Annotated in this window: 12 protein-coding genes and 1 pseudogene; 8 read left to right on the forward strand and 5 right to left on the reverse strand. The window is 43.2% G+C overall.

Annotated elements, in window-relative coordinates:
- From amaA to H9653_RS09455, 5 genes are all read left to right on the forward strand, one after another.
- Window positions 1-1,287, forward strand: coding sequence for an L-pipecolate oxidase (gene amaA / locus H9653_RS09435; RefSeq protein WP_191692111.1), 1,287 nt, complete (start codon window positions 1-3; stop codon window positions 1,285-1,287).
- Window positions 1,288-1,524: 237 nt separating this feature from the next.
- Window positions 1,525-2,553: an ornithine cyclodeaminase family protein gene (locus H9653_RS09440; protein WP_191692113.1), complete on the forward strand. Its 1,029-nt coding sequence runs from the start codon at window positions 1,525-1,527 to the stop codon at window positions 2,551-2,553.
- Window positions 2,554-2,644: 91 nt separating this feature from the next.
- A complete protein-coding gene (locus H9653_RS09445; RefSeq protein ID WP_191692115.1) occupies window positions 2,645-3,898 on the forward strand; it encodes an NAD(P)/FAD-dependent oxidoreductase in 1,254 nt (417 codons plus the stop codon).
- A 234-nt stretch (window positions 3,899-4,132) separates the two neighbouring features.
- Window positions 4,133-5,452: a short-chain fatty acid transporter gene (locus tag H9653_RS09450; RefSeq protein WP_191692117.1), complete on the forward strand. Its 1,320-nt coding sequence runs from the start codon at window positions 4,133-4,135 to the stop codon at window positions 5,450-5,452.
- Between the two features lie 247 nt (window positions 5,453-5,699).
- The gene (locus H9653_RS09455) at window positions 5,700-6,413 is read left to right on the forward strand and encodes a DarT1-associated NADAR antitoxin family protein (RefSeq protein WP_191692131.1); all 714 of its coding nucleotides are present in this window, start codon (window positions 5,700-5,702) and stop codon (window positions 6,411-6,413) included.
- 125 nt (window positions 6,414-6,538) lie between these two features.
- Here H9653_RS09455 and H9653_RS09460 read toward each other — a convergent pair whose 3' ends face one another.
- Window positions 6,539-7,534 (reverse strand): diaminopimelate dehydrogenase, encoded by a 996-nt coding sequence (locus tag H9653_RS09460; RefSeq protein WP_191692119.1) that lies wholly within the window; start codon window positions 7,532-7,534, stop codon window positions 6,539-6,541.
- A gap of 415 nt (window positions 7,535-7,949) precedes the next feature.
- On the opposite strand from H9653_RS09460, the gene rluF reads away from it, so the two are divergent.
- Window positions 7,950-8,942 carry a 23S rRNA pseudouridine(2604) synthase RluF gene (rluF, locus tag H9653_RS09465; RefSeq protein WP_191692121.1) on the forward strand — a complete coding sequence of 331 codons (993 nt, stop codon included), beginning with the start codon at window positions 7,950-7,952 and terminating at the stop codon, window positions 8,940-8,942.
- A 110-nt stretch (window positions 8,943-9,052) separates the two neighbouring features.
- A complete protein-coding gene (gene ppiC / locus H9653_RS09470) occupies window positions 9,053-9,331 on the forward strand; it encodes a peptidylprolyl isomerase PpiC (RefSeq protein ID WP_191692123.1) in 279 nt (92 codons plus the stop codon).
- Between the two features lie 130 nt (window positions 9,332-9,461).
- Here ppiC and H9653_RS09475 read toward each other — a convergent pair whose 3' ends face one another.
- The 4 genes and pseudogenes from H9653_RS09475 to H9653_RS09490 form a co-directional block, all read right to left on the reverse strand.
- Entirely contained in the window at window positions 9,462-10,097 is a 636-nt protein-coding gene (locus H9653_RS09475) for a methyltransferase domain-containing protein (RefSeq protein WP_191692125.1), read from the reverse strand.
- Window positions 10,098-10,243: 146 nt separating this feature from the next.
- The gene (locus H9653_RS09480; RefSeq protein ID WP_191692127.1) at window positions 10,244-11,458 is read right to left on the reverse strand and encodes an IS256 family transposase; all 1,215 of its coding nucleotides are present in this window, start codon (window positions 11,456-11,458) and stop codon (window positions 10,244-10,246) included.
- Window positions 11,459-11,678: 220 nt separating this feature from the next.
- Window positions 11,679-11,873: pseudogene (locus H9653_RS09485) on the reverse strand (IS1595 family transposase); the annotation flags it as partial.
- Window positions 11,874-11,964: 91 nt separating this feature from the next.
- Window positions 11,965-12,492, reverse strand: coding sequence for a cytochrome b (locus tag H9653_RS09490; RefSeq protein WP_191692129.1), 528 nt, complete (start codon window positions 12,490-12,492; stop codon window positions 11,965-11,967).
- A gap of 342 nt (window positions 12,493-12,834) precedes the next feature.
- Between H9653_RS09490 and H9653_RS09495 the strand changes: the two genes are divergently transcribed.
- Window positions 12,835-13,278 (forward strand): MarR family winged helix-turn-helix transcriptional regulator, encoded by a 444-nt coding sequence (locus tag H9653_RS09495; RefSeq protein WP_198328000.1) that lies wholly within the window; start codon window positions 12,835-12,837, stop codon window positions 13,276-13,278.
- Window positions 13,279-13,588 lie beyond the last annotated feature (310 nt).

The following is a 13,588-nucleotide window of genomic DNA, read 5'->3' on the forward strand; positions in this document are numbered from 1 at the left end:
ATGTTGCAAGAGCAGTGTTTATGGAACATGACCGCGCCTAATATTGATGCTTATAGCCAAATGAGTAGCGATACCCAAGCGGCGGTGTGCATCATTGGCGGCGGATATACCGGATTGTCAGCGGCGATTCATCTGGCTGAAAAAGGCGTCAAGGTTGTCTTGCTTGAAAGCCAAACCATCGGTAGTGGCGGCTCAGGAAAAAGCGTTGGGCTAGTCAACGCCGGAACGTGGGCGCGCCCTGATGACTTGAATATCAGTCTGGGTGAAGTGGCCGGTGAGCGTTTGACCCAAGCGCTTGGACAAGCACCAAGTTTGGTGTTTGATCTAATCAAACGCTATGATATCGACGCCCAAGCCACCCAAGCGGGCAACCTTCACATGGCGCATAATGCCAAAGGTGAAATCGATGTCGATATCAGATACGAGCAGCTGCGCCGCCGCGGTGCCAATGTTGAGGTATTGACTGGCAGCAAATGCCATGAATACTGCGGTACCACCAGTATTAATAAAGCTTTATTAGACCACCGCGCTGGTACCATCAATCCGCTGGCGTATGTCAGAGGGCTTGCCAAAGTTGCCACCAATCTTGGCGTGACGATTTACGAGCATTCTGGCGTTGAAGCACTAGAAAAGGTGGACGGTCATTGGTATGCAAGAACCGCCAAAGCGCGCGTCAAGTCTGAGCACGTCATCATCGCTACCAATGCCTATAGCGAAGGCGAATGGACAGAAATTAAGAAAACATTTTATTTGGTTTATTACTATCAAATCGCCTCTGAACCACTGAGCGGCGAGGCGGCAGAGCGCATTTTACCTTATAAAACAGGGGCATGGGATACCCGCTTGGCGTTATCGAGTTTCCGCCGTGATAATGACAATCGCCTATTATTGGGCACGGTTGGTGGGACGCAAATGAAACCAAAATCCTTTTATCAAGCGTGGGCCAATGCGGTGCAAAAGAGCTATTATCCAGATCTGCCTGCCTTTAATTGGCAATATGAATGGTGCGGTAGCTTTGGCTTTACCCAAGATCATATCTTTCGCGTGATGGAGCCCGATGAAGGTTTGCTGACCGCGACCGCCTATAATGGTCGCGGTATTACTACCGGTACGCTCATGGGTAAATGCTTTGCTGAGTATATATTGACTGGTAATAGAGAGAGTATACCTATTCCCTTCAAGACCTTAGAAGAAGCGAAAATCCCTTTTGCAGGCATTAAATCTGGCTTTACGGAATTGGGACTGACTTTATACCATGCTGGTCAGTGTCTTAAAATTATCAGATAGCATGTTTATTTACATAGTGTGGTTATTTACTTGGTTAAAATTCGACTAAATTTTTATAAATATCATAGCCAATATGGCCGTCGTTGTAAGTCATACATTTAAGCTTATCGCTAAGAATATTTTAAAATTATAAACCGTGATAAAGGCTTTAATAAATAGCGGGTTGCTTGTTAGGTTTTTTAATGTCACATTTAGGGATTGTTAATAATAAAATTACAGGGCAGTTTAAGGAACATTATGCGAATTTTAGACATTCATACGGTAAAAAAACAGCTGACCATGTCGATGGCAATTGAGGCGATTGAGGAGTTACTCAACGTGCAAGGCGAGCATCCGACTTGGGTCAAAACGCCTGAACGCCTTGTCATTCCGACTTTTGAGGAAAGCAGTACAAAAAGCTCTGGCAGCCATTTATCCATGCCGGCAGTGGTATTTGACGGTACTAATGAATATGCAGTCGTCAAGCTGGTTACTATCTGCCCAGACAATCCTAAGCGCGATAAACCGACAACCATGGCCAATGTTACGGTCTCCGACAATGACACAGGAGAGATGTTGGCCTTTTTGGATGGGGTCTATATCACCCAAGTACGCACCGCAGCGCTGTCTGGTATCGCAACTAAATATTTGGCCAACCCCGATAGTCGAGTGGCAGCAGTGGTCGGCACGGGCGGTATGGCGTATGAGCAGCTCAATGCCATTCTTACCGTACGTCCAAATATCAAGCAGGTGAACCTTTGGAACCGAACCGAGCAGACCGCGCATAAATTTCAGGAGAAATTTAAAAAAGACTATCCACAATGGGACGTTGATTTTACGGTGTGCGACGATATCGAAGCGGCGATTCTAGACGCCGATATTATCAATTTGGCAACGCGTGCGACGTCAGGCTTGTTCGAAGCGGCGCAGATAAAAGCCGACGCTCATATCAATGCCGTTGGCGCCTATCAAGCATCGATGAAGGAAGTGAGCAATTCGGTGATAGAAGCCAGCACGTCTGTCATTATCGATGACGCCGAGGGCGGCTTGCATGAAGCGGGTGATCTGATCCAAGCTCATGAAGACGCTGATAGTACTTGGACGTGGGATAAGCTGACGGGAACGCTAAGTGATTTGATCAATGAAAAAGTCACAATTGACCTAAATGCCAATAAAGGTATCACGCTGTTTAAGTCGGTTGGCGCGGCAAGCTTCGATGCCGCCGTCGCGTTAAAGGTTGCTCAAAAGGCCAAAAAAGACGATTTGGGCCAGTTTGTTGCTTTATAAAAGCTGGCTGCTAATAAGGTAACAGTTTTTAAGACAACGATTTTTAAGACAACGATTTTATTTTGGTCTAACGATCTCGAAGAGTATTGATATGCGCTATGACGTGATTGTAGTTGGGGCAGGCATTGTAGGAACTTCTATCGCGTGGCATCTGCAAAAAAACAACGCGCAGGTACTCTTACTTGATAAAAAGCCCCCAGGAGAAGAAACCTCCTATGGTAATGCGGGCATTATCACTAGAGAAGCGATCAATACCAAACCCTTTCCGCGAAGTGTTAAAGAGATTTTTAGTGTATTACCAAATAACCGTACGGATATTCGCTACCGCTGTTCGGCAATTTATGGTTTTCAGCGCTCTTTATTTCAGTACTGGCAGTACTCTTGTGCAAAAAATATCGAAGTCATCGATAAAGAATGGGTGACGCTGATTGAGCATTGTACCAATGAGCACGAGCCGATGATTAAAGCGGCTGGCGCAGAAGCGCTGGTCAGTAAGATAGGCTGGATTGAGCTTCATCGTCATTCGATTGATTTTGAAAAAGCTATTAGCAAAGCCGTAAAGGCTGCGGAGCAAGGCGTAGAGTATCAAGTGCTATCGCTAGTAGCGCTGCAAGCCCTAGAGCCCAATCTGAATTTTACCGATTATATTGGCGGTATCCACTGGAAAAACTCGTGGCAAATAAAAAATCCCAGCAGTCTGGTAAAAGCCTATGCAAAAAGCTTTGCAGCGATGGCGGGCCAGGTTAAGCAGTCAACCGTGACAGATATTATGCAAACGGCAGAAGGCTGGCAAGTTGTATGCGGCGATGATACCTACGTCTGTCAGCATGTCGTGATAGCGGCAGGGCCTTGGTCAGCTGAGCTTATCAAGCCACTGGGTTATAACATACCGATGTTTCCTATGCGTGGCTACCATCAGCATTTTAAGATCACACCCAAAAACGCCCTTTCACATAGCTTATTTGATGTCGATAAAGGGTTTGTGATGGGGGCAATGGAGCAAGGCATCAGAGTTACCACGGGTGCTGAAATGGCAAATTTAGACGCGCCAAAAAAATTCGACCAACTAGAAGCCGTGTTGACTCATGCAAGAAAACTTGCGCCACTTGAAGATGCCGTGGAGGCTAAAGCATGGTGCGGGACAAGGCCTTGTATGCCAGATATGAAGCCGGTGATTGGCCGTGCATCAAAACACGATAACCTGTGGTTTGCGTTTGGTCATGCTCATCAAGGGTTGACATTGGGGCCTGTCACAGGGCGCCTTATCGAAGAAATGATTCATAATAAGCCGTTATTTATCGATGCTAAGCCCTTTAGTAGTCATCGTTTCGCTGCTAATCTTTAACCGTTTTCCGCAGCAACTTCCTGACTCTTCTGCTTCTCCTATCTTTCCTTCTTGCATCATGCATTTTATTTCCATTCTTACTGATTAATAAGCAAGATACGGTGCTCTATCGTAGCGCTTATGGCGTGCCGTTAATATTATTGATAGTCATTCAAACACCCTAAAAAAATAGAAATGAGGTAACATTAGGCTTAGGAAAGACGTGCAAATGTAAATAAAAAAGGGAGTTTAAACATGAAAGGAATCACACGCTTCTCAAACAGCTTAATGGAGAAATATTTACCCGATCCATTTTTGTTTGTCATTATCTTGACCTTGGTTATTTTTGCCATGGGCTTAGGTTTGACCGATTCCTCACCGATACAAATGGTGGCGTTTTGGGGCGAAGGATTTTGGGCACTACTGGCGTTTTCGATGCAAATGGTGTTGGTGCTAGTCACAGGTTATGTGTTGGCCAGTAGTCCGATATTTAAAAAAGGACTGGGCAAACTGGCCAGCTTTGCAAAGTCGCCCAGTAGCGCGATTATATTGGTCACCTTGGTATCCCTTGCCGCTAGCTGGATAAACTGGGGTTTTGGCTTGGTGATTGGCGCGTTATTCGCAAAAGAATTGGCAAAACGTGTTGAAAATGTGGATTACCGTTTGCTTATTGCCAGTGCGTATTCTGGTTTTATCATTTGGCATGCGGGTTTCTCTGGCTCTATCCCATTATCCATTGCAACAGAAGGCCATCCATTCGTCGATAAGATTGGGGTGATTCCAACGAGTGCTACCATTTTTGCGAGCTATAACTTAATTATCGTCGCGGCATTGGTCATTATCGTGCCGTTATTAAACCGTCTGATGATGCCGAAAAAAGAAGATACGATTACGGTAGATCCAAAACTTCTTGTAGACCCTATCGTTGAGGCGCTTCCACCAAAGTCAGATATGACCCCAGCGGAGCGCTTAGAGAATAGTTGGATTTTATCCATGGTCATTGGCTTATTGGGTATTGCTTTTATCGTTTATTATTTCGTGCAGAACGGCTTTGCTTTAACGCTCGACTTGGTGAACTTCATGTTTTTATTCCTTGGGATAATATTCCACGGAACGCCGCGTAAGTATTTGATTGCCATACAAGAAGCGGTTAAAGGGGCGGGCGGTATTATCGTTCAATTCCCATTTTATGCGGGGATTATGGGTATGATGACGGCTTCTGGTTTAGCCGGAGTGATGTCAGAAGCGTTTGTTAACGTCTCGACAGTGGATACGCTTCCGCTTTTTGCTTTCTTAAGTGCAGGACTGGTTAACTTTTTCGTCCCCTCAGGTGGCGGACAATGGGCGGTGCAAGCACCAATTATGTTAGAGGCGGCGGAGATGCTCGGTAGTGATCCCGCCAAAGTTGCGATGGCGGTAGCGTGGGGTGACGCTTGGACAAATATGATTCAACCGTTTTGGGCGTTGCCTGCCTTGGCAATCGCTGGACTCAAAGCCAAGGATATCATGGGTTTTTGTGTCATTGTGCTGATTGTCAGCGGCGTTGTGATTGGATTAGGGTTGTTGTTCTTATAAATAAAACTCCTAGTGATGGCCTTACCTAGTTGATAGGTGAGGCTTTTTTTGAAAAACCAAAACGCCTCACGCAAAAAACAATATCGCCCCATGAAATGCGAACCCTAATGGGGTATCATAGCTATCCTAAAAAGAAATGAATCGCTTAAAGCGGCATTGATAAAGCAGCATGTCAATTCTCTTAACCAAATATTTATACCAGACCATTGATATAAGGCGTATCACGATGCAACAAAGACAGAATCCTATGGAACAAACGCCAAGCGCGGTAGAGCATCAACCGGTCTTTATGCCTAGAGTCAATAGTGATAATTTGGTCAAAACGGACATGGTAAGGTTTGAGCGCCACGTGGGGTTTGCCAGTAGACAAAAGAAAAAATCCATCAATGATATGCATCAAGTCATTCGCAAAAAATATGGCTTTAGCCATGTTTTAGAGCTGTCTAGCAAATCTGGCAATAAACTCAGTTTCCCGCTCAGTCCATTAAGCTTAAAAATTACCAATGAGCATGACGGTCAAGCCTATAGTGTCGAAAATGCTTTGCAAGCCAGTAAAGTATTCGAGAATGGTGGGCCGTATCTTGACTTACTGACCGTCGCACCAAGACAGGCCAAAAAAGACGAGCGTTTAACAACATCTGGTGAGCTGATTGGCTATGATTATTTTGGCATGGAGTGGAGCCTTGAGCCATTGACTGCGTTTTATGATTGGCTGTATGTCAATGCGCTCAAGCAAAATCCTCAGCTACATGAGGAAGTCATGCAGTATCAGGCTTTTACCGATCGTGAGTTTAATCCCAAAAGATCTATCCATTGTGCGGCCTATTCGCTAGCGATGTTTGTCGCGCTCAATAAACGTGGGTTGCTTGATGGCGTTGAAGACCCGATTGTGTTTTATGATTTATACCATGACTTTAAAGTCAGTAATACGGCTAAACTTTTGGAAAATGGTTTGCTTTGATGGGTGTTTTTAATTAAGTTATTGAGCAGAAAGAAAGTTAAGCATAAAAAAAGCACCGAGCTTGCATGGCTTGGTGCTTTTTGTTTTTAGCGTGGAGATTGTTATTTCTAATTCATAGCCAGTACTTACAGCAACTCTTTACGCAGCTGGGCAGGCGTTTTAGGCGATAACAAGCTAGGCGCGACATCGAGGACGGTTTTTGCGCCATTCTCTCCTGCTTGATTCATTTTATAAGCAGCGCGGGCATAAGCCACGAGCACGCTGGCGGTAAATTCAGGGTTGCTGCCAAGCTTTAACGAAAACTCTAACACTTGGTTGTTTTGCGCATTATCCATACCGCTTACGCCACTGCGAATAACGAATCCACCATGCGGCATTTTTTGATGGTCACGCTCAAACGTCTGCTCGTCAATAAAGTGCACTGTGGTATCGTAGTCGGCAAAGTAATCTGGCATGGTGACGATGGTGTTACGTACGCTATCGCTATCGGCGCCATCAGCGAGCACGATATAGCATTCACGGGTATGTTTCTCGCGGGTGCTTAGCGTTGGCTGCTCGCCATTGCGTACTTTTTCCATCGCAGATTCTGAGGGAATGGTATATTGCACGCCTGATTTGACGCCGTCGACGCGGCGTACTGCATCTGAATGTCCTTGGCTTAAGCCTTTGCCCCAAAAGGTGTAGGTTTCGCCGACCGGTAAAATGGCTTCGCCGTATAAGCGGTTGATAGAAAATAAACCGGGATCCCAACCGACCGATAACATGGCGACTTTATTGGCTTTTTTGGCAGGCGTATCAAGCGCGGCAAAGTACTCAGGGATTTTGGCGTGAGTATCAAAACTGTCAACGATATTAAACAAACCAGCGAGCGCTGGACCTTGCTCAGGCAAATCAGACTTAGAGCCACCACACAATATCAGCACGTCTATGTCGTCTTTATATTGGGCAATATCGTCCATCGCATACACGGGCACGCTGTCGTCAATCAGGGTGACGGAGGCAGGATCGCGGCGGCTGAATACACAAACCAGCTGCATATCTGGGCTTTGCTTAATGGCGGCTTGGGCGCCGCGGCCAAGGTTGCCGTAACCGGCGATGGCGACTCTAATTATTGATGTCATTATGATTAGCCTTACGTTGATGAAGCGGACAGTCCGTTATTGCTAAAGTGATACGTAACAAGTAGCAATGCTATGCAATTCATATTTACTGTGAAATAAAGTATGCGCAGTAATCTGCCCTGTAATGAATAACTGATTGATAGAAATGGCATCTATTTTAGAGGATTATGTTTATAAGTGATAGGGCGCGGTCATACTAAATTTCAGATGTGTTTAAGTATGTACCTTATATAATATAACTGCCTCAATGAGTCGCTAAGTTGTTTTTAGTAATGATAAACAGGTTTGGGTTCATCTCTCTTAAAATAGCTACTGAATTTCCTATATAATGTCAGCTATCTCGTTATTGATTATTCATTCAATTCAGTCTTTTTCTTAGTACAAAAAGCTTTTTATTAGGTGAAAATGGCACTTTATGTTTAACACTTCCTCGACTCGTTTAAATAAATATATTAGCGAAAGCGGTATTTGCTCTCGGCGCGACGCTGACCGTTTTATTGAACAAGGTAACGTGTACGTCAATGGCAAACGTGCTCAAGTAGGTGCGCAAGTGGTTGCTGGAGATACGGTAAAAGTTAACGGGCAACTTATTGAGCCACGAGAAGCAGACGATTTTATTTTTATTGCGTTGAACAAACCAGTCGGGATTGTGAGCACCACAGAAAGCTCTGAGAAAAACAATATCGTTGATTTTGTTGGACATAGCGACCGTATTTTCCCGATTGGGCGTCTGGATAAAGATTCTCAAGGTTTAATCTTTTTAACGAGCAATGGCGATTTGGTTAATAAGGTGTTGCGTGCGGGTAATAACCATGAAAAAGATTATGTGGTGACGGTCAATAAGCCGATAACGGATAGTTTTATTGAAGGTCTAGCAGGTGGCGTACCTATTTTGGGGAGAATGACGAAAAAGTGCCCGGTGACTAAGGTAGCACCTACCGTGTTTAATATTACGCTAGTACAGGGATTAAACCGTCAAATTCGCCGTATGTGTGAGCATTTTGGCTATGAAGTCGTAAAGCTTGAACGCACACGGATTATGAATGTGAGTCTAAAGGGTATTCCCGTTGGAGACTGGCGAGATTTAACCCCAAAAGAGTTGTCCGTTTTACTGAAATCTATAGAAGACTCTTCTTCAGAAGACAATACTGCGGCTAAGAAATCACGTAAGTCGCCACGAAGAAAACCGCGTACTGATACCTCATCAAAATCAAAAGAGTCGTCAAAACCAGCGGGCGCAGCAAAGCACAATGCTAAACACCCCAAAGATGGCGCTAGAAAACCAGCGGGTTCTAAAGGTAAGCGTCCTTTCGGGGATAACAAGAAGTCTGGGGGCAATGGCAAACCTGCGGCCAATGGTAAACGTCCTTCAAAAGGTCGAGGTTCTTCGCGGTCCTCAAAACGATAGGCCAGTAGGTAATGACTTTTGATGCAGTAGAGCAGTTAAGTTAGGTTAGTCACCAAACTCAGTAGTGATATAATGCCGCGATAATCGATATTTTATAAAGGGTTTACATTATGGCTCGTACCGCTAGCGCCTTACACATTTTAGTAAAAGACAAAGAACTGGCTGATGACATTATGGCCAAACTTAAAAAAGGTACGCAGTTTGACGTGCTGGCTAAGAAACACTCAACTTGCCCATCAGGTAAAAAAGGCGGCAACTTAGGTGAGTTTAAAAAAGGTCAAATGGTGCCAGCATTTGATAAAGTTTGCTTTAACAGCGAACTTTTTACCCCGCATTTAGTGAAAACCAAATTTGGCTGGCATGTGGTTAAGGTGCTTTATAGAACGTAAGCGTTAGGCTTTTTATTTAATGATACAGACAATAGATGTTACCTAAAAAGCCAGACAACTTAAGCGGTCTGGCTTTTCTTATGATTCACACCATGTTTTACCAAGTTGTCTTAGCATCATTTTAAGTTTGTCATTGCTTGATCATAATATTAAACCACTTTTCATTTCTATCTACTCTTTGATCATCAGTAAGCCAAATACTGTCTTTGAATTCATGGTTGGTTTTTTGCTTGATAGCTTCCCAGCGTTCTTCATTCATATCGCAAAAAAAGCGGCTGTCTTTCACGTACTCATCATCGCCATATTTAAACGATCCGTAAAAAACGCCATCGTCTGTCAGTATGTGTAGTAACCCATCTATTAATTCAGGCAGCGCATCATAAGCCACATGAAGCAATGAAGCGCATGCCCAAATAGCGGTAAATTGGCGTTGCCAGTCTTTTTGGATAATGTCCTGAAAAGTAGCACAATGCCATTCAATCGTATCTTGATAGTCCATACTTTTTTGAGCAGCTGCTTTTGCAAGGTCAAGTAATGCCGCGCTGCTATCAACAGAAGTAACATTGAAGCCTAAACTGGCAAAATACATACTGTCACGACCTGAACCGCAGCCTAAGTCCATTATATTTTGCTTGCTTTTTAATCTAACAGGAAGATTAGCTATAAAGGGTCGATATAGCAGACGCATATTCACATCGATGGTTTGTTCAACGAATGAGTGTGCATGGCTGTTATAAAAGGCTAGGGTATTTGATTGGTTTATCATAGGTTATACATCGCTGATTATTATCAGAACAGACTACAGCCTTGTTGTTTAGGTTGCCAAAGATGAATCAAACGTTCTTTTGAGAAGTTAAAAGACTTTTGCAAAAACTGTTGGCGAGACCATCCCAGATTCTGTGTAACTGCCATTTAGATTAAATGCCTGCTTATACGGTCATCAAACATAATCATAAAGCGATTAAGAGCAGACGTCCAGTTACGGATCGGCATTGACCACTTTTTGGATGCCTGCTGGGTGGCTAAGTACACCACCTTGAATGCCGCCTGATCAGAGGGAAACACCTTACGCTTATTCACCGCCGTACGAATCACGCTGTTTAGCGACTCAATAGCATTGGTGGTATAGATCACTCTTCTGATGTCTTTAGGATAACCAAAGAACACCGTTAAGCCCTCCCAGTTATTGCGCCAAGACTTGATGACATGCGGGTACTCTTTGCCCCATACTTCATCAAAGTGCTCAAGGTTGGCCTCTGCTATCTCAAGCGTATCAGCACCATAAATTGCCTTTAAATCAGCCGCTACGGCCTTCTTATCCGTCCACGGCACAAACTTCATTGAGTAACGCACCATATGCACGATACACAGCTGAACCTGAGTGTTGGGGTAAACGGTATTGATGGCATCAGGAAAGCCTTTTAAACCATCAACACAGGCAATCAGGATATCTTGCACCCCGCGGTTTTGTAGTTCAGTGAGAACACCCAGCCAGAACTTAGCGCCTTCATTCTCTGATAGCCACATACCAAGCAGCTCTTTTTTACCATCAAGTCCCACGCCTAGCGCCAGATAGATCGCCTTGTTGATGATCTGCTTGTCTTGGCGTACCTTAACGACGATGCAGTCCAAATAGACGATAGGATAAACACTGCTCAGCGGCCTGTTCTGCCAAGCGGTGATGTCCTCTAATATGTTATCGGTGACTCTTGAGACAAGAGAGCTTGAGATGTCGACATCGTAGAGCTCTTTAATGCTCTCTACGATCTCAGTAGTGGTTTGACCTTTGGCGTAAAAGCTGATGATTTTGTCATCAAGACCTGAAATACGGGTTTGATGCTTACTGACAAGTACAGGCTCAAAGCTACTGTCGCGGTCTCTGGGGGTGGAGATCTCAAGCTCGCCTGTGTCGCTACGGACTCTCTTTTTAGTGTGCCCATTGCGCTTATTAGGCCTGTCTGCCTTTTCATGCTTGGGGTAGCCGAGATGCTCTTCCATTTCTGCTTCTAGGGCAGTGTCGATGAAGGACTGCATGAGCTGCTTTTGAAAGTCTTTGATGTCATCGAAGCTTTTCATGCTGCTGGCCATTTGCTCAGCCAGTTTCTTGATGTCAGATTGAGTAGTCATTGCTTATTCTCCTGTTAGTGGATTATAAGCAGTTACACACTTTTTAGGAAAGGCTCAGAAACAGAGAACTTAGCATAGATTTCTTATTGACTTCTATCGCCAGCATACTTTTTAGAACACCACCAAAATTTTAATAATTACTATCAGGAGCTATCCTAGGTGACTAGTTTAGCCCTAATAATTGCAACTTTGGGACACTGCCGTTAAAACGCCACTCTTATTCCTTTAAATACAGGTAGAAATACTCTTTTGGCATCCCGTTAAACTTACGCAGATGATGCTTAGCTTGATTTCAAAAACTCTCTATTCCATTGATATGATTTTTATCATGGACAAAGTTTTTGGAGGGGTTAATACAATAATGGGTAAACTCACTGATATCTAAGGCATTATAGTCTCGTTCTGCTAGGGTATACTCAAAAATTATTGAAAGCCTCGTTTAGTTCAATATCTCAAAAACGTTGTTATAAACCCATTTTTTAAATATTTTCTAGCGTTCTTAAAATCTAACTCATACGCTTAATTAAATTGTCCTTTTTTATAAACTGATGATACAACGCTCCCCCAACGTGGGCTATGGTAAATATAATAATCATTGGCCAAATAATATTGGTGTGTAAATCATTATAGAAACGAGCCGCACTACGGTCGGGTGTTACAAAAACTGGAATCTCGAACAATCCGAATATATCAACAGGACGACCACCATATACTGACATTAATAACCCGGCTATGGGCATTGCTATTAACAGCGCATAAAGAGCAAAATGCGTAAGCCTAGCTATGATGCTTTGCCATCTGGGCATTGGAACTGCAGGAGGTGCGTTAGTTAAGAATCGATTCATTAACCGAATAATCGTCCAGAATAAAATACTGATACCAAATGCTTTGTGTAGGCTAATGTATAGCGGATTCTCATTATTACCGTAAAGCAAAATTAAACACCACGTTACTAGCAAGAGTAATGCGCTCAGCCAATGCAATAAACGACTCGTTGCGGGCCACTTCTGGATACGGGGTTGAACCTTATTCATAATAAATCTCTGCAAATAGTTTATTAAAAATCCACTTAAGATACCCCATTCTCAACTTATTTTTCTAAGGTATTGGTTTACTTAGTTTTTAAAATTACAGTTAAAACAATTAGGATTTTAAATTCTATAAAAATCAAAAACCTACGATAAGTTGAGATTGGCGTTTAAGATAGTTAAATTGCCAAATATAAAACGACAAACTCAGAAAAATTACCTCAATTGCCATTTTGTTATCTTATAAAACGTAAGTATAGAATATCAGTATATAGAAACCATAATATAGTTGACACCATCAACTTTAATTTATATAGTTGCCTTAGTCAACTACATAAAGGTTTCTATATGGCTAAAAATTTGATGAGTGAAACGCTACATCAATTGATGCATACCTACATCAATTTATTGCACGAAGGCATCAAACGACAAGGGCTTGAATTAACAGTAACGCAAATCAGAACTTTAAAAGTCGTATGTTATAACCCTCACAGCACTGCAAAATCAATTGCAGATTACATCGAGCGTGATAAAGCACAAATTACTCGGGCATTGAATGACCTTTTAGCGGCCGATTTGATTATTAAGACAGATAATCCGCAAGATGGTCGCAGTCGACTGCTCGAACTGACGGTTAAAGGCGAGGACATTATGGTAAAGCTCAACGCTGCAGAAGTGTGGGCTAAAAACCAGCTCACGCAGGATTTAACCGCCGTTGAGCTTGCGTTATTCTTTCGAGTCAGTCGCGCCATGATAGATAATGTTAAGAATAGCTGCATTCTTGATGGGTAAAAAATACTGCTGATTTGCCGGACAAACTCCTCTAAAGAATTAGAACAATCAGTAGTAACGACATAAATCATAATAGTAAAAACCTATAAAACATAAAGAATGGCAGAATTCTATGAATAATATAACCCGTCAAAAACCAGTGAAAGAAGTCATGACCGTCACCGCTAAGGAGCGATTGACCCCGCACTATATTCGTATTTAACCCCAGTTCGGGATAAGCCACATTGTAACTTATTGATACTATTTACAATGTGGCTACCTGTCCCTGCTGAGGCATGTTTTTGATGGTGGGTTTATAGGGAAACCAGCA

The sequence above is a fragment of the Psychrobacter communis genome, from assembly GCF_014836505.1.
Lineage (GTDB): Bacteria > Pseudomonadota > Gammaproteobacteria > Pseudomonadales > Moraxellaceae > Psychrobacter > Psychrobacter faecalis.

Coding starts and splice junctions, on each gene's coding strand:
- amaA (WP_191692111.1), top strand. CDS start 1: ATGTTGCAAGAGCAGTGTTTATGGAACATGACCGCGCCTAATATTGAT.
- H9653_RS09440 (WP_191692113.1), top strand. CDS start 1,525: ATGCGAATTTTAGACATTCATACGGTAAAAAAACAGCTGACCATGTCG.
- H9653_RS09445 (WP_191692115.1), top strand. CDS start 2,645: ATGCGCTATGACGTGATTGTAGTTGGGGCAGGCATTGTAGGAACTTCT.
- H9653_RS09450 (WP_191692117.1), top strand. CDS start 4,133: ATGAAAGGAATCACACGCTTCTCAAACAGCTTAATGGAGAAATATTTA.
- H9653_RS09455 (WP_191692131.1), top strand. CDS start 5,700: ATGGAACAAACGCCAAGCGCGGTAGAGCATCAACCGGTCTTTATGCCT.
- H9653_RS09460 (WP_191692119.1), bottom strand. CDS start 7,534: ATGACATCAATAATTAGAGTCGCCATCGCCGGTTACGGCAACCTTGGC.
- rluF (WP_191692121.1), top strand. CDS start 7,950: ATGTTTAACACTTCCTCGACTCGTTTAAATAAATATATTAGCGAAAGC.
- ppiC (WP_191692123.1), top strand. CDS start 9,053: ATGGCTCGTACCGCTAGCGCCTTACACATTTTAGTAAAAGACAAAGAA.
- H9653_RS09475 (WP_191692125.1), bottom strand. CDS start 10,097: ATGATAAACCAATCAAATACCCTAGCCTTTTATAACAGCCATGCACAC.
- H9653_RS09480 (WP_191692127.1), bottom strand. CDS start 11,458: ATGACTACTCAATCTGACATCAAGAAACTGGCTGAGCAAATGGCCAGC.
- H9653_RS09490 (WP_191692129.1), bottom strand. CDS start 12,492: ATGAATAAGGTTCAACCCCGTATCCAGAAGTGGCCCGCAACGAGTCGT.
- H9653_RS09495 (WP_198328000.1), top strand. CDS start 12,835: ATGGCTAAAAATTTGATGAGTGAAACGCTACATCAATTGATGCATACC.